We start from the raw sequence: 22,624 nt of genomic DNA on the forward strand, positions 1-22,624 counted from the left end.
TAACGGGGCTTTGTGTGCTATTGTTCTAGTAAGCTATCCATAAAATAGCCGTCATAAAGACCGTTAAGCAAAGGGGGAACATCACGTGGATAATCGTGATTGGCTTATTTTACATACGTTATTTCATGAGAAAAACATCACAAAGACGGGGAAAATCCTGTATATTGCTCAACCAACGTTAACAAAACGTTTAAAACAAATTGAAACAGAGTTAGGAGTAAAAATTGTTGACAGAGGGATAAAAGGAGTTCAATTTACACCTCAAGGAGAATACATTGCAAAGCGTGCTGAAGAAGTGCTTCATATCTTTCGTGAGATAAAGGAAGATATTGATAACTTTAATCATAGTGTGTCAGGGACGTTAAGATTAGGTGTATCAAACTTTATTAGCAAGTACAAACTTCCCATTCTATTAAAGCTGTTTAAGGAGCAATATCCTGACGTCGAGTTTCAAGTAGACACAGGTTACAGTAAGGATATTTTTAATTTAGTTTACACTCAATCTTCGCATATTGGGTTTATTCGCGGAGAATACAGCTGGCCAGATCAAAAGCACTTATTATTTGAAGAAGAGTTATGTATAGCGTCTAAACATCCCATTCAACTTGACAAGCTTCCCCATTTACCGAGGATTGACTACCGAACAGATCAGCTGTACAAACAGTTAGTGGAAAATTGGTGGACAGAACACTATTCCGAGCCACCATACATTGCGATGTCTGTTGACCAAGGAGATACATGCAAGGAGATGGTGTTAAACGGATTAGGTTATGCCATTATGCCCTCCCTCTTTCTGCGTGACATAGAGAATATTCATAAAATTCATCTAAAAGATAAAGAAGGAAAAAAGATAACTCAAAAGACGTGGATGTTTTATTATAATGAATCAACAGAGTTAAATGTTGTCAGCGCATTTGTAGATTTTATAAAGGAATTAGATGTCTATCACCTTTAATCCCCTAAAAAAATAATAAAAGGGACAAGCTAAAGATTAGTCGTTCCAACGTTGTTGAATACAACTCTCTTTCTGTACTAGTCTGTCCCTTTTTTAATATCTTTCGTTTTCACCCTTTCTTTTACTTTGAAAGAAAATGATCTAGATATTTTATAACTTCTTCCCGATCCCCAGAAACCTTCTCTTCTCTTTTTATATCTAACGCTAATTTATCTAATGCTTTATCAAGAACTTCTCGTTCCATTGCTTGAGGCACTACTACGACCCCATCACCATCACCAATAATAAGATCGCCAGGAGAAATGGTAACCCCTCCACAAGAAATAGGCACATTTAATTCACCATTCCCTGCTTTTCCACTCGCCGCTACTGTTGTTCCTTTACAAAAAACTGGAAAGTCTAGTCTTTTAATTCCTTCAAGATCACGGATAACTCCATCGACAACAATTCCTTTAATTCCTAATGTTTTGGCCATGCCTACTATAAAGTCGCCGGCAATTGCCCGATATGTATCCCCTTTTGCAGCAACAACTAATATATCTCCTGGTCTAGCTTCTCTAATCGCTCGCAAAAAAATGAGATTGTCGCCTACAGGCATTTTAACGGTAAAAGCTCTTCCCATAACTTTATACTTATCTTGTAATGGCTTGATCGATGAATCTAAATTATTAAGACCTTCCATAGCATCAGAAACACAGGTAGTTGAAACCTCTTGAAATTTATTCTCTATACTCATCTGTTATCTCTCCTCTTTCCTCAATAAATGCGTTATCTTTGTGAAAACCAAATGTTCTATCAAATATCTTTTTTCTAGCTACATTTCTTTATATTCGGGTTAAGAGATGTTGAATTTATTTTAACTTAGAATTGTATAGCATAAAAATCGAAACAATTCATACCTATATATGAATTTTAGGAATGCTAGTTTACTCTTAATGTTGGATACAAATGCTATAATGACAGCTGTCAAACGTGAAAATACCCTTAACTAAACCATCGAGTAAATAAAGTAATTAAAGTTTGAATATGAACAAGGATCCTCCATATTTTGGCCCCCTTCATTAAACGATTATAAGTCTGCACTTGTTAGATCACCGGGTTGAAGATGACATTTAAATAAGTATTTTGATTTTAAGTGAGGAAAGTCAGCTTTATTTAAAGGAGACAAATGGGAAAATGACGTTTAAAAAATTCTCATGTAAGAATTGAAAATTAATATAAGGGCAACATAATGATTATTAATTGAACACAGGCTTAGACAAAAAAGATATCGAGGATTATTCCGAATAAATAAAGAGTTGAAAATTTCCTTGTTCTAATCTGTGATTTTCTAAAAGGAATTGAGGTGTTGAGATGTGGACACTCCTAATTGCGATTTTTCCCCAATGAAACAGCAATTGGCAGAAGGAATACAGCAAATTTCGACTGAACTTCAACATAGTATAAGTGTACTAGACAATGAAAGCTATTGTCTTTTAGGGAAACTAGAGGGTATTAAAGAAAAGTTTATTAATATTGAATCTGTCGCTGCTTCTTTTTATTTAAACTGCTATTTAGCAGCTTTTACAGACAAATATGCGGAGCTGTCTCTTTGTGTTCAGCGACTGTCCGACCGGCGTCATGGTGCATTAATCGTCGTAGAACGTCGTGATGTCCTTGATTCTTTCATCCAAAAAGGAACCGATATAGGAGCCAATTTAACTCCTGCATTGTTAGAAGCTATCTTTTACCCTGGGAACCCTCTCCATGATGGTGCTGTATTGATCCGCTCTAACCAAATCATTTCAGCGGCGAATGTTCTTCCTCTTACAGCTACCGTTATAAGTGGAAAAAAACTAGGTACCCGACATCGTGCTGCACTAGGCTTAACAGAGCGAAGTGATGCGCTTGTCCTTATTGTATCTGAAGAGACAGGAAGAGTTTCCTTTGCGCTTAACGGAAAACTCTATCCTATTATTACGACTGCCTCGTTATAAAAAAGAAGGATCATTGTAACGATATAAATCTCCCCCTCTAACATCATGTACTTTACAAAAGTCAAGAAGGCACAAATCATTTGAGTAATAAGAGATTTGCGCCTTCTATTTTTATGTCCATTGTTGATATATAAGAAAGTGAATTTCTCTATGTTTTATTGGGCATAAAAATCATGCTTTTTGATTAATAAAAAAACCGCTTCTTCTTCTTTTTAAATTTATACTAAGGTTATTAAAAAAATGTTCTACCCCTTTAATGAAATATATATTTCATGTTATAATTAAAAAAGAAATATTTATTTAAATAAAGGGTGGAGATTATTTTGACGAAAGGTCAAGAAAATGGATTGTTATCCGAAAGCACGCAAACATCAGCAACTCTATTTAAAAAAGCATGTAAAGTAATTCCTGGTGGAGTGACAGCAAATATTAAATATTTTAATCCTCATCCAATAATGATGGAAAAAGGAAAAGGAAGTAAGCTCTTTGATGTAGATGGAAATGAATACATTGATTACTTATTATGTTATGGTGCTCTTATTTTAGGCCATGGTCATCATAAAGTATTTGAAGCTGTAACAAAGCAAATGATGGAATCTGGTACAACTATCTTCGGTACACCACACAAAATGGAAACAACGATGGCCGAAAAATTAATTGAGTTATATCCAGGTATTGAAATGGTTCGCTATACAAACTCAGGATTAGAAGCAACACTTTTAGCTATTCGTACGGCTGTTGCCTACACAGGTAAACAGAAAATTGCAAAATTTGAAGGGCATTATCATGGCGGCTATGATCAAGTACTTGTAAGTGTTAATCCTGATATGGATAGAGCTGGGGAACCATCAGCTCCTAAAGCAGTAGGTGAATCAAGAGGATTACCAGATTACTATCTTAAAAATACAGTTATTCTCCCATTTAATAATTTAGACGCAACAGAGAAAATTCTAAGAGATCACGCACATGAATTAGCAGGTGTTATTCTAGAACCAATTCAAGGTGGTTTTATCCCTGCTAATCAAGATTTTATGACAGGTCTTCGCAAAATTACAGAAAAGCTGAATATTGTATTAATCTTCGACGAAGTAAAAACTGGGTTTAGATTATCACTTGGTGGTGCACAAAAAATTTATGGGATTAAACCAGATATTACAGCTTTAGGAAAAGTTCTTGGTGGTGGTTTCCCTATAGGAGCTATTGGTGGGAAGAAAGAGATGATGATGATTAGTTCTGCTAGAGATGGTCGCGACATTTTAACAGCAGGTGCAGAAAATACCGATAAACAAGACCCTCTATATCATAGTGGAACATACAATGGTCATCCAACTATACTTTCAGCAGGATTAGCAACGATTAATGTACTAGAACAAGAAGGTACAATGGACAAATTATTTGCAAGAACTCAATTACTAAGAAAACAGTTAGAGGAAATCTATAAATCTTATGGATTAACTATGCAAACACTTGGCATGGGGAGTATTTTTAATATTATCCTTGGTGAAGGAGATATAAGAAATTATCGTGATATGAGCAAAACTAATACAAAATTACGAAAACAAATTGATTATGAATTGTTGAAGTTAGGTATTTATACAAAACCACTTAATCGCTACTCAATGTCAGTAGTGCACACTGAAGAAGATGTACATCGTACAGTAGCAGCTCATGATGAAGCCATCAAACGTGTTTTAAATAAATAAGCGTTCTTCACTAAAGCTAAAGAAGGAAAAATAGAGCTATAACAGGTGTGTATCCTTACACCTCTTTATAGCTCTATTTTCTATTCAATGAGTACAATCATCTCTTTTTTATGAAAAAATATTTGAATAAGTAAACAGATTGTTACCAACACCTTTTAGAAAAAATTAAAGGCTATATACTATAAGATAATCCTGAAATATGTTTCCCCTTTAAAATAAGAGAAGAATTAGCTTCTAGAAATAATATTTTAAAATCTCGAATTCACCTTATTCCTTATATAGGTTTGCTACGCATTTAGAATGATATACAATCTATATAAGATGAGTATTTTTAGTTTATAATCTTAACTATATCCTTCAAACTAAAGCCTTAATATAGTTTATAACATTAACAAAATAAGGAGATTGTCTAAACCTATGGAAAATATATATATACACATCGCAGAGCAAATGCCTAGTATGAGTAAGGCAAATATGAAAATAGCTAAATATATTTTAGAAAACCCTAATACAGTTCCCTTTTTAACCGCAGATAAATTAGCAAAAATCACAAAAGTTAGCCATGCCACTGTTGTACGGTTTGCCACTTTTTTAGGTTGTTCTGGTTATCCAGAGTTACAACAATATATACAAAATTCTGCGCAACAACAGTTGACAACAACCGATAGATTAAAAATTTCTAAAGAGGTTTACAATGATGAAGACCAAGGAATATATGATATCTTTTTAGATGATATCTCAAACATAAAATCAACTTTTGAGAAATTGGACATCGATATGTTTAAACAAGCAGTAGACAGGCTTATACAGGCTAAAAGAGTGTATATTGTAGCGAATCGAAGCGCTACAGCCTTAGGCGTATTTTTACAATACTACTTTCAATTTCTCTTAGATAAAGTTGAGCTGATACACTCAATAGAAACAGTGTCAGAGCGTTTGTATGATTTGAATAAGGATGATGTAGTTATTGGCATTAGCTTTGCGAGATATACGAAAAGCACCATACAAGTTCTAGAGTACGCCAAAGAAAGAGAAGCTTCTACTATAGCAATAACAGATAATCTTTTATCACCTCTTATCCCATACGCAGACATGCCATTAACAGCATCGAGTCAGATGCCTACTTTTATCGATTCATTTGTGGCACCCCTTAGTTTAATAAATGCCCTTATTATATCAGTAGGGAGAGGAAGAGAAGAAAAATTCCAAAATAAATTAGAATCTCTTGAAGAAATATGGGAGAAATTCGATATTTTCTATAAAAAATAATCTTTAAATGTCTTACAATTACATAGTGAATAAGACAAAGCAGATTCATGAAGTATGAAAGCACGCTTTGTCTTATTACATTTTAATAAATGTACTTAAAAACCATCAAAGATTTTGTAATTCAATTCGATCTAATTCTTTTTGTCTTTTCTTTTTAAAACGTTCTCTTCCTGAAATCCATGTGCTTAACAGTCCACATAAAGCAACAATTAGGATGACCCATGTAGAAGAATTATCATTATTATCCATTAATCTATTAAAAAAGAGGCTAATAACACCTATGTATACAATGGGAAGAATCCCACCTAAATAAGGGTTCTTTCGCGTTGATAAATATTCTTGAATAAGCAAAATAAGAATGACTACTAGTATTTTCACTATATAATCCATCATTAAACATCCTTTTCTGTTTTATATTTTTCAATAATGATTTTAGCCACATCGAGGCTCAAACGTTCATCAATAACAAAACCCTTAATCATATTTACAAATTCTACATCTTCCTCTTGACTATGCACTTCAATTTTTTTTATTAAACGATCTAGTTTTGCTCGTACAGTTGGATAAGAAACATCATAGAGACTAGACATGTTTTTTAACGAGCCTGAATTCAAAATAAATTTCCTAATAAATTCTAAAGACTCTTTATCTAATGCAAGAACCCATGAAGGAATTTCTCCTCTTTCCATAAATAACCACCTCCTTATATAAATAATGTTAAATTAAAAATTAATTTTATTCAAGTTTAAAATAAAAATATTTAAAATTATTTCAATTATGTTATAAAACTTGGTTGGTATTATCGATAAAAGATATGTTGTATATGATATGAATTTCTAGTTTGGATAAAACTTCTTCAATAAAGTAGTAAAAGCTCAAACTCGTTGCCATTCAACAAATTTGAGCCTTTTCTTTCCCTTTAGTTATACTTTTAAGGACGTGAATTAAATGAAAAAATGGTTACCAAAGTTAAATGCCGGTCTTTTCATCTTATGATTATTCATTATGATTAAAAATGATTCTCAAATTTCCTTTTACTTTCCCGTTCCTTAAGTACGTAATCTAATGTTTTGTTGTTCGTTCATAATACATTTTAAATTAAATCTGATTACCGTTTTTCCACGTTATATCGTAAAGTTCTTTTCCATTACTTGCCCACTTATTAGCTATGTATACCCTTTTTATTCGTGCCGTTTCATCATACTTATTTTTAAAATAAATTTCTATCTTATCAGGACCAGCAATAAGATGATTTTCGATTTATGCAAGTTATACTTTATTTAGATGATGGAGAGATGACGATTTTAAAAATGTGGTTTTTTTAAAGCTACTCCAATAATATAATAAGCCCAACAAAAGATCAGTCTTATGAAGAGTATTAAAAGAACTATAATAAGTTTTTCTGTTATAAACTCTCATTTCTTGATGGTTTACCGAAATAGGAGTAACACTCCAATCTTCAAGGAAATAACTTCTAAAGATTATATATTAGATACGCTGGGAGTGAAAGAGGATACTAATTTTATAGGAATAGCGTCAGGAAAATATGGATTTATAACTTTAAGGAAAATTCAATATTAAAAAGCCTAATTTCTCAATTTAATGCGAAGAAATTAGGCTTTTTCCTTAATTCATTAAAGCGCCCTTTAGTAGAAAATGGGTGCGAGAATCAGCATTGGTACTGAACAGAAAATCATAAAAACACTGTTAGTCTCTTATATTGACTTACTACTATTGCTAATCCTATAGATTAGGTACAAAATGACCAAAAAGACGAAGCTGTTTCCCTTAAAAAAGGCGACTTAGAAGTTTTATTTAAAGCTTTACTTCTACCTCAGTTCCATCCTTCAATCTCGTTTCAACAAGGATAACTCCACTGTACTTAGAAAATCCTTGCAGCAACAGCTTCAAATCTTTTCTTTCAATTTCCGGGAATATGAATTTGCTGCCGTCTTTTTCAATTGCTTTATTTATTAAGCGATTAATCCTTTTTGATGTAACAATCAAACTAACCAAATTTAAAACCGTATAGGGAACGGGAATGGAAAATCGTTTATCCTTTACTTTCACCTTGACTTTTAACATAATTTACTCAATCACCACGAAGACTTTATCACCCTTGGATGAGGTGATGTCAACAATCTGTCCGTCCAATTCATTTTCAATTGCTTCAATGAGCAGGTCAATGTTAATATCTTTTACATATTTTTCTGCCTCAGGTATTTTTTCAGCAATGTTTGTCCCTACTTTCAAAACAGCCTTTACCAGATTAATTGGTAAATTCACATTTACATTATCTCCTTCTTCAGAGCTCACACGAATCTTTAACATTTTATTTCCATATGGGACTTCTTTATTTATTGTCACTAGCTCTGGCTGATCTTTACCTTGTAAAATATTAATTAATTCACTTGCTTTTTCCTTATCAATCTTTCCTTCCTCCACCAGCGTTAAGACTCTCGAAATTTCGTCCTTCATTATACTTCCCCCTCTTTTAATAACTGAATGGCTTTCTCTGCCGTAATTTCGCCTTTTTCCAATAGCGATACAATTTTTTTCTTATCTACTTCCGGTTTCTTTTGAGAGGAATATCCCAGGGTAGAGATAATTTCATCTAATTTTCCTCTGACAGTCGGATAGGAAATTCCAAGTTCCTTCTCGACTTCTTTTATATTTCCACGACATTTAAGAAAAATTTCAATAAAATGCAGCTGTTCCTGACCGAGAGCCGCCAGTCTTGAAACTTCAAATTCGTTTTCTACCGTTGTCTGGCAATGGTTACACTGTAGCTTAGTAATTTTAAGCGCCTTCGTGCAAACCGGGCAATTAGTGAGTAAAGGATATGCCATACTGTTCTCCTTTCTTTCATTTAATCATATCATACACTACATCTTTTAATTTTAAAATAAATATTTAATATTTTTATAAAAAATCACGATTTTATTTAATAAATCAAATCACAAATTAAATAAATTAATTTTCCAACGCATGATTTAAATTAAAAAACAGACTCATTAGAGAGTCTGTCTGATTGTCGAGAAAGGGATAAGAGCCTATTTGACACTTAAAGAAAGGTTCTTCGATCTATAGTGAGTTCATTATTTTAGAACATTTTCTGAAACTTTTGGAAGACACTTTTCTTCATAACAAACATTACTATTTTATCAAGAAAATCAAGACCATAAAATTAAAACAAGATGAAATCGAAAAAGAGTTTGTGTCGTAAGTAAAGGAGAGCTTCATAACGCTCTCCTTTTTATTTTAATAAATATAAGAATAAATCAACCTACAATCGTCAATTGGTAACAACACATCAACAAGGCATTTTTCTTAATAAAATCACTTAATATTTTAAATTTCCGTTATCTTACCAATTGCAAATTTAAACTTTATTTTGCGTACTTTTTGCATTTTACTTTGTAGAAGGATTAACACCCTGTCCGGAAAACTAGGATTTCTTATATCTTCCTATTTTTTTGGACAGCCCCCTTTTTCCACCAGTTTAAGAAAGACTTACTGATCCTCTGATTCTACCTCAAGGCTTTCCACTTTATTATTTTTTTTAACTTCTAGACGCACTATCTTACCTTGAATATCTTGAGATTTATTGTCAACATCCTTTTCAAAATCATTTGCTTTTGTATAAGTTTTTTTACCATTATGTACTTCTATCGTGACTTCATTACTTGTTTCATTAATTAGCTTTCCAATTACGTTGTAATCTCCATCTGATTCTTTTTCGTAAATACCCTCATCATTAGCTTTAGCTTGAGGGGTTAATTCTAAGCTTTCAGCATTTTGACCTTTTGTGTTTACCTCAATTTTCACCAATTCCCCTTTTATGTCCCCATTTATTTCATCCTCTTTTTCAAAGGTATTTCTTTTTGGTATTTTGACTTTTTCATTATCAATGATAAGGGTTAATTCGTCTTGTGTTTCCTTATCCAGTGTTCCTACTAAATCAAACTCTTCATCTTGATTACCATTCTTTTCGGGATACTTAGTGTATTTCTGTAGATTTGTTTGTTTTTGAGAGGTATCAGTGTTAATGGTAGGAGATTTTTCTTCACTAGCACATCCAGAAAGACTGCTCATAGTAAGAGCCCCCACTATTGAAACACATAGCACAACGGTTTTCTTATTCATATAAACTTTTCCTCCTTCGTCTACTTATGATTATATTGCCCGTCTGGCTAGTAAATAAACAAAAAGAGGTTTAAATCAATAGATACGTCTAACAAAAGTGCAATGAATCTCTAAAACTCCTTATATCTTCATTAAATTGGTTTATTGAAAACAAAATTCATACTCTATGGTGAAGACTGTTCAATTTAAGAAGTCCAGAAGGAAATATTTTTTTATTGATGAGTTTTGAAAAGATGTTTTACGTAAAATATATTCCAGACAAAAAATCAAAGAGACCTATTATTTAGTCCTAACTACATCGTTCTTACCTCTACATTATTAGGAATGTAAAAAACGATAGTAAGATAGAGGTGATAAACATAGCAATCAGTGGCTTAAAGGCTTTTGTTCGGAGATCTTTTAAACTTACGTTTAATCCTAATCCCACCATAGCCATAGTTAAAATAAAGGTTGTTAGACCTGAAATATCATTCATAATATTCTTAGATATAATAATGTACTTTCCTAGAACATAGCTTCCAAAAACACTCATCATAATGAATCCTATTAAAAACCAAGGGAATTCAATTTTTGTATCTTCCTGAACTTTTCCCGTACGTTTCATCCAATACATTAAGATAAAACTTAATGGAACAAGTAGGAAGACCCGACCTAATTTCGCTAATAGACCTATTGCTAAAGCATCGCGTCCACCAGGAGCTGCGGCTAAAGCTACATGTGCAATTTCATGTAGTCCAACCCCTGCCCAAATGCCATATTGAACATCTGTCAATCCGATATAAGGTCTTAAAATTGTATATCCAATAGCAAATATTGTCCCTACCAAAGCAATTATACCAGCCCCTATAGCCGTATCTTTTTCTTTTGCTTTCAAAATCGGAGAAACGGCTGCGATAGCAGCTGCTCCACAAACTCCTGTTCCAATTCCTAAAAGGAGAGATAAAGAAGCATCTGCCTTTAGCCATTTAGCAATTAAAACTGTTAAGAAAATTGAAAAAACAATGGTTCCTACATCTCGGACTAGTAGACCTAATCCCTGATGAATGACTACATCAATATTTAACTTTAAACCAAATAAAATAATAGCAAAACGTAATAGTCTCTTGGAAGAAAATTCAACTCCTGAGCGTATACTTTCAGGATACCCCCACATCTGACGGTAAATTACAGCAATCACAATAGCACAGGCAAGTTGCCCAACGTGATTAAAACCAGGAACTTTAGCCAATCCATACCCCATTAATGCAATAATAAAAGTAAACCCAATGCCCACAAACCATAAGGCAAAAGAAGAGAGTTTCTTAACTTCTGTGCGTAATAACATTGTATTTTTTTCTTTAGCTGTCATATTCTTATCCCCAATACTAATTATTTAGTTTTAAACTAAATAATTTATTTATACTTTTACTATAAAAGGAGATAAAACATTAGGGAAATATAGATAAATTATCTTAATGATTAATAATGTTAATCGTTAACATTAGGGGAGAGGAACTAGGGTATTTTTATCAACAAGCAATTTTACATCACGAATATTGTTCTATGCTACTTAGAGGATTTGACCAAGTTTTTACCCGCTGCCAAAAGACAACAGTCTTTCTTTCTAAAAATTCATTAGGGTATGCCTAGGAGTAACATTCCCCTCCCCCATAAAGACTCACGTGCACGGTCTGTCGTTATAATTTTATCTTTAATTGAAGACTGTCAAACTAACTTACACATCATCTTTAAGAATCTCAATTTACACTTCTACATATAAAAAAATAATTTGAGACTTCTTCTACCCACCATAATTTCTTAGTTTAAGATAAAGCCTCTTCAAGAAACTAATAAAAGCTCAAACACGTTGAATGCCCACTTGCTTGAGCTTTTTCTTGCTTTTTACATATACTTTTACAAAAGTCTAGCAGCTCAATGAATATTTATCTCTTTTAGGTGTTAGAGGGTTAGATCATTTTTATGTTTTAGATAAAAAGTTTTTAAAAATGCTTCATCATGAATTGCTTTCACAAAAGATTCTACTGTTTTACCTTTATTCACAGGACAAACCTCCTCGTATAAAACCAAATATTATACAGGATAGACGGGGTGCTTACGCTCAGAAAAAATTAGGTATTTTGAAGAATATGCTTCAAAGCGTTTAGTTAACTCATCGCGTAGTGAGTTTGCCGGAATGACTCCATCAATAACCATTTCTGAAGCAAGCCGGTAAATATCAATATCTTCTTTATATTCCGCACGCTTTTCAGCAATAAATGCAGCCTTCTCTTCTTCAGGTAATACAGCAATTTTGTTGGCATACACAGCATTGACGGCTGCTTCTGGTCCCATCACGGCAATTGAAGCGGAAGGTAGAGCCAAACAAGCATCGGGTTCAAACGCCGGGCCGGCCATTGCATATAGACCTGCACCGTATGCCTTTCGAACGATAACAGATATCTTGGGCACAGTTGCCTCCGCCATCGCAGAAATCATTTTTGCACCATGTCGAATGATTCCTGCCCGTTCTACCTTTGTGCCAATCATAAATCCAGGCACATCAACTAGGAACAATAACGGAATATGGTATGCATCACAAAGATTAATAAATTTCGCAGCTTTGTCAGCACTATCATGGAATAGCACGCCACCCTTTACACGAGGCTGATTAGCTATGATGCCGATCGGTTTTCCGTCCATACGGGCAAGACCTGTAATAAGCTCGGTAGCAAATAATTTCTTAATCTCAAAGAAAGAACCTTCATCAATAATTCCATTAATAAGGTCATGCATATTAAAGGGAGAGTTTTGATTTGCCGGAATCAGCTCTTCCAATGATTTCTTCATTTGTTTAGGTGCTACTGCCTCATGAACTGGCGGCTTTTCTGAAAAATTTGCCGGAAAGTAAGAAAGATAATTGCGGGCAATGGAAATAGCTTCCTCTTCATTTTTAGCGAGTACATCACCGCACCCTGATACTGAACAATGCATACGAGCGCCGCCCATTTCTTCCAATGTAACTTTTTCCCCGATAACCATTTCGGCCATCCGTGGTGAGCCAAGGTACATTGATGCATTTTTATCTACCATGATAACAATATCGCAAAATGCCGGGATATAAGCCCCACCTGCGGCAGATGGACCAAACAGAAGACAAATTTGCGGTACTTTTCCAGATAGTTTCACTTGATTGTAAAAGATTCTGCCTGCCCCGCGACGCCCAGGAAACATTTCTACCTGATCTGTAATCCTTGCTCCTGCTGAATCTACTAAATAAATTAGTGGTATGCGAAGTTTCTCAGCTGTTTCTTGAATTCGAATGATTTTTTCAACCGTCCGTGATCCCCAGGAACCTGCTTTAATAGTTGAATCATTAGCCATCACACAAACAACCTGGCCATTAATCTTCCCCATTCCTGTCACAACTCCATCGGCAGGAAGTTCCCCCGCCATGCAGTTTGCAAATAGCGCATCCTCCAGTTCAAAGCCAGGATCGAATAACTGTTTTAAACGGTCCCGAACAAAAAGTTTTCCTTGTTCTGTGTTTTTTTCATGATACTTAAGAGCACCCCCTTTTTTAATTCTTTCTACTCTTTCTTCAAGTATTTGTTGTAGAGGTTTCATATCCATTGTCTTTCCTCCTCTATTCATTCCATTTTTTTATTCTCCAATATATATGGGGGTTCTTTTTTCCTTAAAGGCCTGTAAGCCTTCTAAACGATCCTTCGATGGAATCGTTACTTCATAGGCACTTTGCTCAATGGCAAGACCGGTGTTCATATCAACATCATAGCCTTTATCAATGGCGAACTTTGCTTGCGCGACGGCAATTGGACCATTTCGGACAATTTGCCCTGCGATTTCTAAAGCTTTTTTAATCAAATGATTTGAAGGGGCCGTATGCTCTACTAACCCAATTTCTAAGGCTTCTGCTGCATCAATACGTCTCGCTGTAAAAATAAGTTCCTTAGCCCGTCCTTTTCCTACTAATCTCGGTAAACGCTGCGTCCCGCCTGCACCAGGTATAATTCCCAGCGAAGTCTCCGTTAGACCAAGCTTCGCTGTTTCAGAAGCAATACGGATATCACAAGCTAGCGCAAGTTCTGTTCCCCCACCTAACGCAACACCATTCACAGCCGCAATAATTGGCTGTGGTAATGATTCTAAATCATTGATATTCTCACGGATCAAAGCAAGCGTCTTCCGTACCTGAATCTGGTCCATATCTGCGCGTTCTTTTAAATCAGCACCCGCACAAAAGGCCTTTTCTCCACCCCCTGTAATGACTACACAACGGATTGTCCGGTCATATTTACATAATAGAACCGCTTCTTGAAGTTCCCCTAGCATTTGAAGAGATAAAGCATTAGCCGCTTCAGGGCGATTTAATGTAATCATTACGATTCCGTTTTCCAGCCTGTTAACTAATATCATTTTATTCATATTTTCACCTTCCTCACACGGTATTAATGTCTATTGGGAGGTTGAAGCTTGAAGACTTTTACTAGGTAAAGGTCTCCCAATCTTCTTCTGAATAAATTGGGATGCAGATAAAAGCTTTTTCTGATCCACCCCAGTGTGGATTTCCATTCCGTGAAGCATATAAAGTAAATCATCAGTTGCCACATTACCTGATGCTCCAGGCGCATAAGGGCATCCTCCTAATCCTCCAATGGAAGAATCAAAAGTGGTAATACCCATTTCTAACGATACTAAGACGTTAGCTAAGGCTGTTCCCCTTGTATCATGAAAGTGCATCGCTAATTTATCTGCCGGAAATCTTTTCAAGAAAACTTCCAATAACTCTTGGACCTGCTTTGGATTCGCAACACCAATCGTATCTCCAAGTGACAGTTCGTTAATCCCCATCTCAAATAAGGTTTCTGAAACTCTTATAACCTCATTTATATCGATAGGCCCTTCATACGGGCATCCAAAAACAGTAGAAACATAACCTCTGCTGGGTTTTCCTACTGCAAGGGTTTTTTGGACCAGATTTCTTAAGATAGGGAATGTATCGCTAATCGATTTATTAATATTTTTTAGATTATGAGTTTCGCTGGTTGACATAAATACAGCTACTTCATCAACATTTGCTTCAAACGCCCGTTCCAAACCTTTTTGGTTTGGAACGAGAGCCGTATAGGTTACACCTGGCACTTTTGTAATGCCTGTGGCAACCGCAGTGGCATCTGAAAGGGTAGGAATCCATTTTGGATTGACAAAGGAGGTAATCTCAATCGATTTTAATCCGCTAGCAGACAATTGATTAATCAAGGAAATTTTATCTTCTGTTGAAATGAAATCCTTTTCGTTTTGCAATCCATCCCGTGGACCAACCTCTTTAATGGTTATATTCTTGGGCCATTTCATTGCTTTATCACCTTTCTTCCGATGATTTTAGGACTTATTCAACTTTTACAATAATGTCTCCTTCATTCACAAATTCACCCTCGTTCACTTTTACTTCTTTAACAGTCCCACCAGATTCGGCTGCAATCGGAATTTCCATTTTCATTGATTCTAAAATCACTACATCTTGGCCTTCTTCTACTTGATCTCCAACTTTAACAAGTACTTTCCACACATTTCCTGCCATGCTTGCTACGATTTCACTCATCATTATTCCTCCTCTATTCCGCGTTATTTGTTTTTTTAGTTTTTAAATACTTTCCAACAAAGTCCGTTGTCGTATCACCTGAACGAAATGCCGGGTGGGCAATGACTTCTTTCAGCATTGGTATATTTGTTTTAATTCCTTCGATATGATAATCCACTAATGCCCCGTGCAGACGATTTATTGCGTCGTCACGATCATTCCCTTTTACAATGAGTTTTGCAATCATTGGATCATAAAAAGGCGTAACTACAGATTGATCATGAACCGCTAATTCATGCCGAATTCCAGATCCTTTTGGCAATTCTAATTTGGTGATTTTCCCTGGAGAAGGAAAAAATGTTTTTGGATCTTCTGCGTAGATTCTGACTTCAATCGCATGACCTTCACGCTTTACCTCTTCCTGAGAAAAATCCAGTGCTTCATCCCCTGCGATTTTCAATTGTTTTTCCACTAAGTCCAAACCTGTAATTTCTTCTGTAACTGGATGTTCCACCTGCAAACGGGTGTTCATTTCAAGAAAATAAAAATTTTGCTCTTCATCTACTAAAAACTCAATTGTTCCTGCATTTTTATATCCAATTGATTTTGCCGCTTTTACTGCTGCCTCCCCCATTTTTCTGCGAGTAGTTTCAGAAAGAAAAGATGACGGAGCTTCCTCAACGACTTTTTGATGGCGACGCTGAATTGAACATTCACGTTCCCATAGATAAACGGTATTGCCAAAACCATCTGCCAGGATTTGAATTTCAATATGCCTAGGGTTTTCCACAAATTTTTCAATGTACATGGTACCATCGCCAAAGAAATCAGTAGCCCGTTTTTGATTCCCCGCAAACGCTTTGCGGATTTCATCCCCGCTATGGACAACCTGCATTCCGATGCCGCCTCCTCCAGCGGAAGCTTTTAGCATTACAGGATAACCAATAAGGTCAGCCGCTTCTACCGCTTCCTCTGCATCAGCAAGAGGATAGGTAATCCCGGGAACCACAGGGACTCCTGCTTCTTCCATCGCTTTTCGTGATTGGATCTTGCTGCCCATTTTGGAGATAACCTCTGGAGAAGGTCCAATGAATATCAGGCCTTCCTTCCCACAGCGCCGGGCAAATTCGGCATTTTCGGAAAGCAGACCGTATCCAGGGTGAATAGCCTGTGCTTTTGTTAAACGGGCGACTTCTAAAATCTTATCGATGTTTAAATAACTTTCTGCTACACGCGAACCTCCAATTAAATGGGCCTCATTCGCCATTTTTACATGGGGAGCGTCCGCATCAGCTTCTGAATGTACAGCAACTGTAATAATTCCTAGGGCCTTGCATGTCCGAATTACCCGAACAGCAATTTCACCACGATTAGCAATCAAAACCTTTTTGAACATACTTTCCGCCCTTTCTATCTTTTATTTAATGGGACTTTTCGGTATCATCATGAAGCTTAAAGTTTTATGTTATGGAGATATGTGAATCTATTTATAGCTTCATCTTTAACTACCAATCTAGTGATTACAAAGAAAAAGATTAAATGGAATGAGGCATTTGCCGATCATTTTATGAACAAATGACCGACCCGAATAAAGCATTATATAGCTGATAATTTACTAGCAACGATCTTCTGGATTTCTACAACAGTTGATGGGTCTTCAAGCCCTGTAATGTCACCAGCTACCTTTCCTGTTGCCACAATTTCCTTTAATAAACGCCGCATAATTTTCCCACTTACTGTTTTCGGTAACATATTAGTCATAATTATTGCTTTTGGACTGGCAATCTTACCAATTTGTTGGATGATACTCCTATTTATCCGTTCTATCATCTCTTCATTATCTTCAAAACCATCAGCTAGACGAGCAAATACTAAAGGAACTTCCCCTTTTATTTCATCAGGAATCCCGATGACAGCGCATTCAAAAATACCTTCGCATTCAAGTACAGCACTTTCCATTTCCAACGTACTTAATCGATGTCCTGCCACATTAAGCGCGTCATCAGAACGGCCAACCACCCATATATATCCATCTTTATCTATCAATGCAAGATCGCTGGCATAATAACTTCCTTCTACTTGGCTAAAATAGGATGCGTAATATCGCTCCGGTTCTTTCCAAAGTGTACGGCACAGCATAGGAAATGGTTTTCTAATTACTAAGTTTCCTAACTGACCAGATTTAACTGGATTGCCTTCTTCATTAACAACATTAAAAACTGCACCTAAAAATTGAGTCCCTGCAGAACCAGGTTTCATTGGCGTCAGCCAGGCTGCGCCTGCGATAGGAGATCCCGCTGTTTCCGTTTGGCCCCAAGTATTATTGATATATACCTTTTTCTTTCCTAAAACTTCATATGTCCAATGCCATGTTTCAGTATCAAAAGGTTCTCCCACAAGAGAAATGACATCAAGACAAGATAAATCAAATTGTTCTAGTGGTTTTTCTCCCATACTTTTTAACATTCTCAATGCAGTTGGAGCAGTAAATAACTTATTCACCCGGTATTTTTCAATAATTTGATAAAAGCGGTTCTTTTCTGGATAATCAACGGCTCCCTCATAGACAACGGTTGTTACACCATTTGCTAAAGCACCAGTAATACCCCAAATATGCATCGTTAACCACCCAATATCAGCAGTACACCAGAAAACATCATCATTGTGGTGATCCATATGATACTTGGCATATGTGTAATTTTGAATAACAAAAGCCATTCCAGAATGGACGACACCTTTAGGTTTTCCTGTCGTACCACTTGTATAGAATACAATCCCTCCCTCATTTGCTTCTATTCTCTCAGGTTCACAAACGATGCTTGCTGTTTTTGTAAGCTCGTGCCACCAGTAATCACGCCCTTCTTTCATTGGAACTTCTAAACCTAAGCGGCTGACAACAATGACTGCTTCAACAGATGGAATAGTTGGTACAACTTGATCAACTTTTTCTTTTAATCGAATAGCTTTACCCCGACGTTCTGTTGCATCCGCAGTTACCACTATTTTGGGTTCAAAACTGATGAGACGGTCTTTCAATGACTTTTCGGAATAACCTGAGAAAATAGTGTTGTAAATAGCACCAATACGAAAACACGCTAACACGGCAATACATGCTTCGGCCAGGTTTGGAAGAAAAATAGCTACACAATCACCTTTTTTCACCCCAAATGAACGAAGAACATTCGCAAATCGATTCACTTTTGCAAGAAGCATATTATAGGTATAAAATTTTGTGTCTCCGTTTTCACCCTCCCAAATGAGAGCTGTCCGGTTACCTGCTCCATTAGCTATATGCCGGTCAAGTAAATTGACACTTGGGTTGCTAATGCCGTCGACAAAAAAACGAAAATCAGGGAGTTGTCCACTAATGGTTTCTTTCCAAGGTTCATACCACACAAGGTCCCGGGCTGCGCTATCCCAAAAAGCAGCAGGATCTTCTTGAGATTGTCGAAGAAGTTCTTGAAAAGCTTCTATGCTTCCAATAGAGGTAGAGCGTACCTTTTCTTTATTAGGAAAAATAAGTTTACTGTTTGCAACTACTTGTGAAATTCCATTGATATCCATGGAGTTACTCCTTTATCTTTTTTTGAAAGCCGTTACAAAAATGAATCTAGCATCCTATTTGCTTTGCAATTACCATACGCTGAACTTCGGATGTTCCTTCCCCAATTTCTAGAAGCTTCGCATCACGGAAGAATCGCTCAACTTGATATTCTTTCATATATCCATAACCACCATGAATTTGAATAGCTTGATCACATGCGCGCATGCATATTTCGGAAGCAAATAATTTTGCGTATGCTGCCTCTTTTTTAAATATTCGGCCTTGCTCCTTCAACCAGGCTGCTTTGTAAACCATATTCCGGGCAATTTCAATATTCATTGCCATATCGGCCAATTTAAATTGGATTGCCTGGAAGTTCGATAGACTTTTTCCAAACTGTTTTCTTTCTTTCGCATACTGAAGTGATTTTTCATAAGCGCCCTGTGCGAGTCCAACGGCCATTGCCCCAATTCCAATTCTTCCACCATCAAGGGTCGCTAAAAATTGCTTGAAACCCTCTCCTTCTGTTCCCAACAGATTATCTTTAGGAACCCTTACATTTTCCAAGATTAATTCTGTTGTATTTGAAGATTGAAGACCCATTTTTTCGTAATTATTGATAACAGTAAATCCTGGTGCGTTCGTTGGAACGATAAATGCGCTAATTCCATTAATTCCTTTTGAGCGATCTGTTACAGCCGTAACGGCAAGATGTTTGGCATAGCTTGCATTAGTAATAAAACATTTTGAGCCATTAATGACCCACTCCTCCCCATCAAGAACTGCAGTTGTTTGTGTTCCCCCGGCATCGGAGCCTGCATTTGGTTCAGTCAAACCAAATGCCCCAAATGACTCTCCTGTACAAATTGGCGTTAAGTATTTCTCTTTTTGCTCATGGGTACCAAACAAATTAAGAGGTTCTCCCCCTAATGAAATATGAGCTGAATATGTGATTCCTGCTGATGCACAAACACGGCTTAACTCTTCAACGACAATGGCAAAGCTGATCGTGTCAGCATCACCACCACCGTATTGTTCTGGGAATGGAAGGCCCATGATTCCTAACTCTGCTAATTTTGAAAACATTTCATAAGGAAATGCTCCCGTCCGATCTCGTTCATCTGCTCCAGGAGCAACTTCTGCTTCCGAAAAATCCCGAATTAACTTACGTATCATCTCTTGTTCTTTTGTTAAATCAAAATTCATTTTTCAACGACCTCCATTTATTGTCGTAACATTCTAGTTATTATTGATGAATTTTTCCACCTTCAAAAATATACATAATCGACTTTCCTTTTTAATAATTATCAAAATAACAACAAAACTCTATGCACCGACCCCCTTTCGATATTTTTTAATATTTATAATTATCAATATTAAAAAAATATAAATCTATGTATACTTCTATGAAAAATTTGTGTGTTTTACACCAATAAACATAAATGTATAAATATATTAAGTTCTAAAAGTAAGGATGATAAATGAGGCAAGATACATTAACTCACCTGAAACTAAAATTCCTCATCCCTGTTCCAAACGTTATAAATTCTTCCTTAGATATTAATACGATCTTTGATTCTATCAATAAATGAAACGATTTCTATCATAGAAGTTACAGACGGAAGGTCTATTTGGATATTTGACAAAAATCAAAAATGATTAATTGTGGAGTCATCTTAATGATTATTTTATCTACATATTTTTAAATCTATTAAACTACATAGTAGTGCATTAATAACCAGCATGACTTTGAATACAAAAATGCATTTTCGGAATAACAAGGAAATAAAACAGGTTCTAGATACATTAACTTTATATAATAAAGACTTATTAGACAGATCAATATCAAATAACTTTGATTTTATACCTGTCATTTCTTCTCCCCTTTTACAAAAGGGTAAGTATGAATAAATTTTAAATATTTTATATTTTTCATCTGAACGTATATCTATGTTACGATCATGTACGAGTCTATTTATATTGATAAATGGGTATTGTACAAAAAAAGGAGGAAATATAGAATGGATCATGTGATAAAACCAGCGGGATTTTGGATACGCCTTTTAGGCAACCTATTAGATGGTGTAATTGTCAGTATTCCTTTAACCCTCATTGTTTTTTTACTTACAGGAGAAGTCAATGAAAATGACCCTGTTATCTCAATTTTAGGGTTTATCTATACCGTTGCTGTACCTATTTTATGGTCAGGGTATACAATTGGAAAACGAATCGTTGGTGTTAGAATTGTAAAAGTAAACGGAAAGAAGCTTGGAATCGGAGCGATGCTATTACGGGTTCTTGTAGCCGGAATTGTTTATAGTCTTACGTTAGGTATTGCTTTAATTGTGAGTCTTTTTATGGTTGTTTTCCGTAAAGATAAGAGAAGTCTGCATGATTTAATGGCAGGTACCTATGTTACATATGCAAAACCTCACGAAATGGAAGATAAACATACAGTTGCAAGTTAAGTAGGTACCAACTCTAAGTATTACAAACTGGAGGTTTTCACCTTACTTAATCTGTACAATTCTGATTCAAATTTTTACATAAGAACACCAAAAAATAAGACTCCCTCACAGACAAAGGGCAGTCTTATTTTTTTGATGGCGTATATTCGGAACTAACCAACTTAAAATCCCTAGGCGCTCAAGGGATCTCATCTTTATACAGATAAAAAAAGAGAAAGGTAAAAAGTGACTTAATACTTTAATATGACTGCTTCCTTTATTAGTCGAGATTATATGAACTAAGAAATTTTAAAAATAAAAATCACTTTATGCTGCTGGATATAAACATTGAAGCGTCTTGATTCATAAAGATATGATTACCATGATAGAATGTCGTAATTTTAATTGATTTAAATCCAACTTCCGATAATGTTTTTTTCAGTTCTTCATGTGAAAAACCGTTGTGAACTTTCGGATGATTTATCTTATGATTTTTATCAAAATCAATAACAACTAGCTTTCCCTCATCATTTAAAACGTTAAACAATTCTTGTAAAATTTTTTTAGTATCTGGAATATGAAGAAGGACTAGTGACATTAAAACTATATCTGCTTTGAGGTCAGGAGTTCCTTGAGTAAAGTCTGAATAAAGTACCGTTGAATTAGTAATTTCTTTTTGAGAAATTTTAGCTTCCGCAACCTCCAACATTTGCTTTGATGAATCAACCAACAAAATAGAATCTACTAAATCTGATAATTCTAAACCAATTAGACCAGTACCACTCCCATAGTCTATTAAAGAGCTTGATTTACTATTTTGTAATTCTGTTCTTACTTCCTTAACTATAATTTTAGCTAATTCAATTCTTTCTTCTGTATCATATCTTTTTGCTATCTGTTCAAAAACATTATTTTCCATATCTCACTCTACTTTCCTCTTTATTAAAAGCTAGATCTACATAGTGTTCATTATATCAAAAAAACAAAAATTTTAAAAATCACAAAA

The 22,624-nt window shown here is 35.3% G+C and carries 21 protein-coding genes; 5 read left to right on the forward strand and 16 right to left on the reverse strand.

Going from position 1 to position 22,624, the window contains the following annotated elements:
- Positions 1 to 85 precede the first annotated feature (85 nt).
- Complete coding sequence (locus tag B9N79_RS11410) at positions 86 to 955, forward strand: LysR family transcriptional regulator (protein WP_046217396.1); 870 nt, start codon at positions 86 to 88, stop codon at positions 953 to 955.
- 121 nt (positions 956 to 1,076) lie between these two features.
- Here the strand turns inward: B9N79_RS11410 and B9N79_RS11415 are convergent, their stop codons facing one another.
- Positions 1,077 to 1,691 carry an RraA family protein gene (locus B9N79_RS11415; protein WP_085118411.1) on the reverse strand — a complete coding sequence of 205 codons (615 nt, stop codon included), beginning with the start codon at positions 1,689 to 1,691 and terminating at the stop codon, positions 1,077 to 1,079.
- Positions 1,692 to 2,310: 619 nt separating this feature from the next.
- Here B9N79_RS11415 and cdaS point away from each other — a divergent pair.
- The 3 genes from cdaS (at position 2,311) to B9N79_RS11430 (ending at position 5,903) form a co-directional block, all read left to right on the forward strand.
- Positions 2,311 to 2,931: a sporulation-specific diadenylate cyclase CdaS gene (gene cdaS / locus B9N79_RS11420; RefSeq protein WP_019394159.1), complete on the forward strand. Its 621-nt coding sequence runs from the start codon at positions 2,311 to 2,313 to the stop codon at positions 2,929 to 2,931.
- Between the two features lie 323 nt (positions 2,932 to 3,254).
- Positions 3,255 to 4,634, forward strand: a complete 1,380-nt coding sequence (locus B9N79_RS11425) for an aspartate aminotransferase family protein (protein ID WP_046217398.1) — start codon at positions 3,255 to 3,257, stop codon at positions 4,632 to 4,634.
- Between the two features lie 417 nt (positions 4,635 to 5,051).
- Complete coding sequence (locus tag B9N79_RS11430; RefSeq protein WP_046217399.1) at positions 5,052 to 5,903, forward strand: MurR/RpiR family transcriptional regulator; 852 nt, start codon at positions 5,052 to 5,054, stop codon at positions 5,901 to 5,903.
- A gap of 105 nt (positions 5,904 to 6,008) precedes the next feature.
- Here B9N79_RS11430 and B9N79_RS11435 read toward each other — a convergent pair whose 3' ends face one another.
- From B9N79_RS11435 to B9N79_RS11500, 14 genes are all read right to left on the reverse strand, one after another.
- Positions 6,009 to 6,293, reverse strand: coding sequence for a hypothetical protein (locus tag B9N79_RS11435; RefSeq protein ID WP_019394156.1), 285 nt, complete (start codon positions 6,291 to 6,293; stop codon positions 6,009 to 6,011).
- A gap of 2 nt (positions 6,294 to 6,295) precedes the next feature.
- Complete coding sequence (locus B9N79_RS11440) at positions 6,296 to 6,592, reverse strand: DUF2089 family protein (RefSeq protein WP_019394155.1); 297 nt, start codon at positions 6,590 to 6,592, stop codon at positions 6,296 to 6,298.
- A 1,126-nt stretch (positions 6,593 to 7,718) separates the two neighbouring features.
- The gene (locus B9N79_RS11445) at positions 7,719 to 7,988 is read right to left on the reverse strand and encodes a hypothetical protein (protein ID WP_019394154.1); all 270 of its coding nucleotides are present in this window, start codon (positions 7,986 to 7,988) and stop codon (positions 7,719 to 7,721) included.
- Positions 7,989 to 7,991: 3 nt separating this feature from the next.
- Positions 7,992 to 8,381, reverse strand: coding sequence for an SHOCT-like domain-containing protein (locus tag B9N79_RS11450; RefSeq protein WP_019394153.1), 390 nt, complete (start codon positions 8,379 to 8,381; stop codon positions 7,992 to 7,994).
- Entirely contained in the window at positions 8,381 to 8,752 is a 372-nt protein-coding gene (locus B9N79_RS11455; protein ID WP_019394152.1) for a DUF2089 domain-containing protein, read from the reverse strand. Before B9N79_RS11455 ends, B9N79_RS11450 begins: the two co-directional genes overlap by 1 nt.
- A gap of 664 nt (positions 8,753 to 9,416) precedes the next feature.
- On the reverse strand, positions 9,417 to 10,049 hold the full coding sequence (locus B9N79_RS11460; protein ID WP_019394151.1) for a hypothetical protein: 633 nt from the start codon (positions 10,047 to 10,049) through the stop codon (positions 9,417 to 9,419).
- Positions 10,050 to 10,359: 310 nt separating this feature from the next.
- On the reverse strand, positions 10,360 to 11,373 hold the full coding sequence (locus B9N79_RS11465; RefSeq protein ID WP_239695510.1) for a YeiH family protein: 1,014 nt from the start codon (positions 11,371 to 11,373) through the stop codon (positions 10,360 to 10,362).
- A 746-nt stretch (positions 11,374 to 12,119) separates the two neighbouring features.
- Complete coding sequence (locus B9N79_RS11470) at positions 12,120 to 13,658, reverse strand: acyl-CoA carboxylase subunit beta (protein WP_046217401.1); 1,539 nt, start codon at positions 13,656 to 13,658, stop codon at positions 12,120 to 12,122.
- Between the two features lie 30 nt (positions 13,659 to 13,688).
- Entirely contained in the window at positions 13,689 to 14,471 is a 783-nt protein-coding gene (locus B9N79_RS11475) for an enoyl-CoA hydratase (RefSeq protein ID WP_046217402.1), read from the reverse strand.
- A gap of 30 nt (positions 14,472 to 14,501) precedes the next feature.
- Positions 14,502 to 15,401, reverse strand: a complete 900-nt coding sequence (locus tag B9N79_RS11480) for a hydroxymethylglutaryl-CoA lyase (protein ID WP_040057466.1) — start codon at positions 15,399 to 15,401, stop codon at positions 14,502 to 14,504.
- Between the two features lie 34 nt (positions 15,402 to 15,435).
- Positions 15,436 to 15,648 (reverse strand): acetyl-CoA carboxylase biotin carboxyl carrier protein subunit, encoded by a 213-nt coding sequence (locus B9N79_RS11485; protein ID WP_046217403.1) that lies wholly within the window; start codon positions 15,646 to 15,648, stop codon positions 15,436 to 15,438.
- Between the two features lie 13 nt (positions 15,649 to 15,661).
- Positions 15,662 to 17,023 (reverse strand): acetyl-CoA carboxylase biotin carboxylase subunit, encoded by a 1,362-nt coding sequence (locus tag B9N79_RS11490; RefSeq protein ID WP_046217404.1) that lies wholly within the window; start codon positions 17,021 to 17,023, stop codon positions 15,662 to 15,664.
- 200 nt (positions 17,024 to 17,223) lie between these two features.
- On the reverse strand, positions 17,224 to 19,191 hold the full coding sequence (locus B9N79_RS11495) for an acetate--CoA ligase (RefSeq protein WP_046217405.1): 1,968 nt from the start codon (positions 19,189 to 19,191) through the stop codon (positions 17,224 to 17,226).
- Between the two features lie 46 nt (positions 19,192 to 19,237).
- Positions 19,238 to 20,377: an acyl-CoA dehydrogenase gene (locus tag B9N79_RS11500; RefSeq protein ID WP_048896805.1), complete on the reverse strand. Its 1,140-nt coding sequence runs from the start codon at positions 20,375 to 20,377 to the stop codon at positions 19,238 to 19,240.
- A gap of 815 nt (positions 20,378 to 21,192) precedes the next feature.
- Here B9N79_RS11500 and B9N79_RS11505 point away from each other — a divergent pair.
- On the forward strand, positions 21,193 to 21,639 hold the full coding sequence (locus B9N79_RS11505) for an RDD family protein (RefSeq protein ID WP_019394141.1): 447 nt from the start codon (positions 21,193 to 21,195) through the stop codon (positions 21,637 to 21,639).
- A 301-nt stretch (positions 21,640 to 21,940) separates the two neighbouring features.
- On the opposite strand, the gene B9N79_RS11510 is transcribed toward B9N79_RS11505, so the two are convergent.
- On the reverse strand, positions 21,941 to 22,537 hold the full coding sequence (locus B9N79_RS11510) for a class I SAM-dependent methyltransferase (protein ID WP_046217406.1): 597 nt from the start codon (positions 22,535 to 22,537) through the stop codon (positions 21,941 to 21,943).
- Between the last annotated feature and the right edge of the window lie 87 nt (positions 22,538 to 22,624).

This window comes from Priestia filamentosa (genome assembly GCF_900177535.1).
Taxonomy (GTDB): domain Bacteria; phylum Bacillota; class Bacilli; order Bacillales; family Bacillaceae_H; genus Bacillus_I; species Bacillus_I filamentosa.

Excerpts from the sequence above, each read along its gene's own strand:
- B9N79_RS11415 (WP_085118411.1), bottom strand. The coding sequence starts at position 1,691 with ATGAGTATAGAGAATAAATTTCAAGAGGTTTCAACTACCTGTGTTTCT.
- B9N79_RS11430 (WP_046217399.1), top strand. The coding sequence starts at position 5,052 with ATGGAAAATATATATATACACATCGCAGAGCAAATGCCTAGTATGAGT.
- B9N79_RS11435 (WP_019394156.1), bottom strand. The coding sequence starts at position 6,293 with ATGGATTATATAGTGAAAATACTAGTAGTCATTCTTATTTTGCTTATT.
- B9N79_RS11440 (WP_019394155.1), bottom strand. The coding sequence starts at position 6,592 with ATGGAAAGAGGAGAAATTCCTTCATGGGTTCTTGCATTAGATAAAGAG.
- B9N79_RS11445 (WP_019394154.1), bottom strand. The coding sequence starts at position 7,988 with ATGTTAAAAGTCAAGGTGAAAGTAAAGGATAAACGATTTTCCATTCCC.
- B9N79_RS11450 (WP_019394153.1), bottom strand. The coding sequence starts at position 8,381 with ATGAAGGACGAAATTTCGAGAGTCTTAACGCTGGTGGAGGAAGGAAAG.
- B9N79_RS11455 (WP_019394152.1), bottom strand. The coding sequence starts at position 8,752 with ATGGCATATCCTTTACTCACTAATTGCCCGGTTTGCACGAAGGCGCTT.
- B9N79_RS11460 (WP_019394151.1), bottom strand. The coding sequence starts at position 10,049 with ATGAATAAGAAAACCGTTGTGCTATGTGTTTCAATAGTGGGGGCTCTT.
- B9N79_RS11465 (WP_239695510.1), bottom strand. The coding sequence starts at position 11,373 with ATGTTATTACGCACAGAAGTTAAGAAACTCTCTTCTTTTGCCTTATGG.
- B9N79_RS11470 (WP_046217401.1), bottom strand. The coding sequence starts at position 13,658 with ATGGATATGAAACCTCTACAACAAATACTTGAAGAAAGAGTAGAAAGA.
- B9N79_RS11475 (WP_046217402.1), bottom strand. The coding sequence starts at position 14,471 with ATGAATAAAATGATATTAGTTAACAGGCTGGAAAACGGAATCGTAATG.
- B9N79_RS11480 (WP_040057466.1), bottom strand. The coding sequence starts at position 15,401 with ATGAAATGGCCCAAGAATATAACCATTAAAGAGGTTGGTCCACGGGAT.
- B9N79_RS11485 (WP_046217403.1), bottom strand. The coding sequence starts at position 15,648 with ATGAGTGAAATCGTAGCAAGCATGGCAGGAAATGTGTGGAAAGTACTT.
- B9N79_RS11490 (WP_046217404.1), bottom strand. The coding sequence starts at position 17,023 with ATGTTCAAAAAGGTTTTGATTGCTAATCGTGGTGAAATTGCTGTTCGG.
- B9N79_RS11495 (WP_046217405.1), bottom strand. The coding sequence starts at position 19,191 with ATGGATATCAATGGAATTTCACAAGTAGTTGCAAACAGTAAACTTATT.
- B9N79_RS11500 (WP_048896805.1), bottom strand. The coding sequence starts at position 20,377 with ATGAATTTTGATTTAACAAAAGAACAAGAGATGATACGTAAGTTAATT.
- B9N79_RS11505 (WP_019394141.1), top strand. The coding sequence starts at position 21,193 with ATGGATCATGTGATAAAACCAGCGGGATTTTGGATACGCCTTTTAGGC.
- B9N79_RS11510 (WP_046217406.1), bottom strand. The coding sequence starts at position 22,537 with ATGGAAAATAATGTTTTTGAACAGATAGCAAAAAGATATGATACAGAA.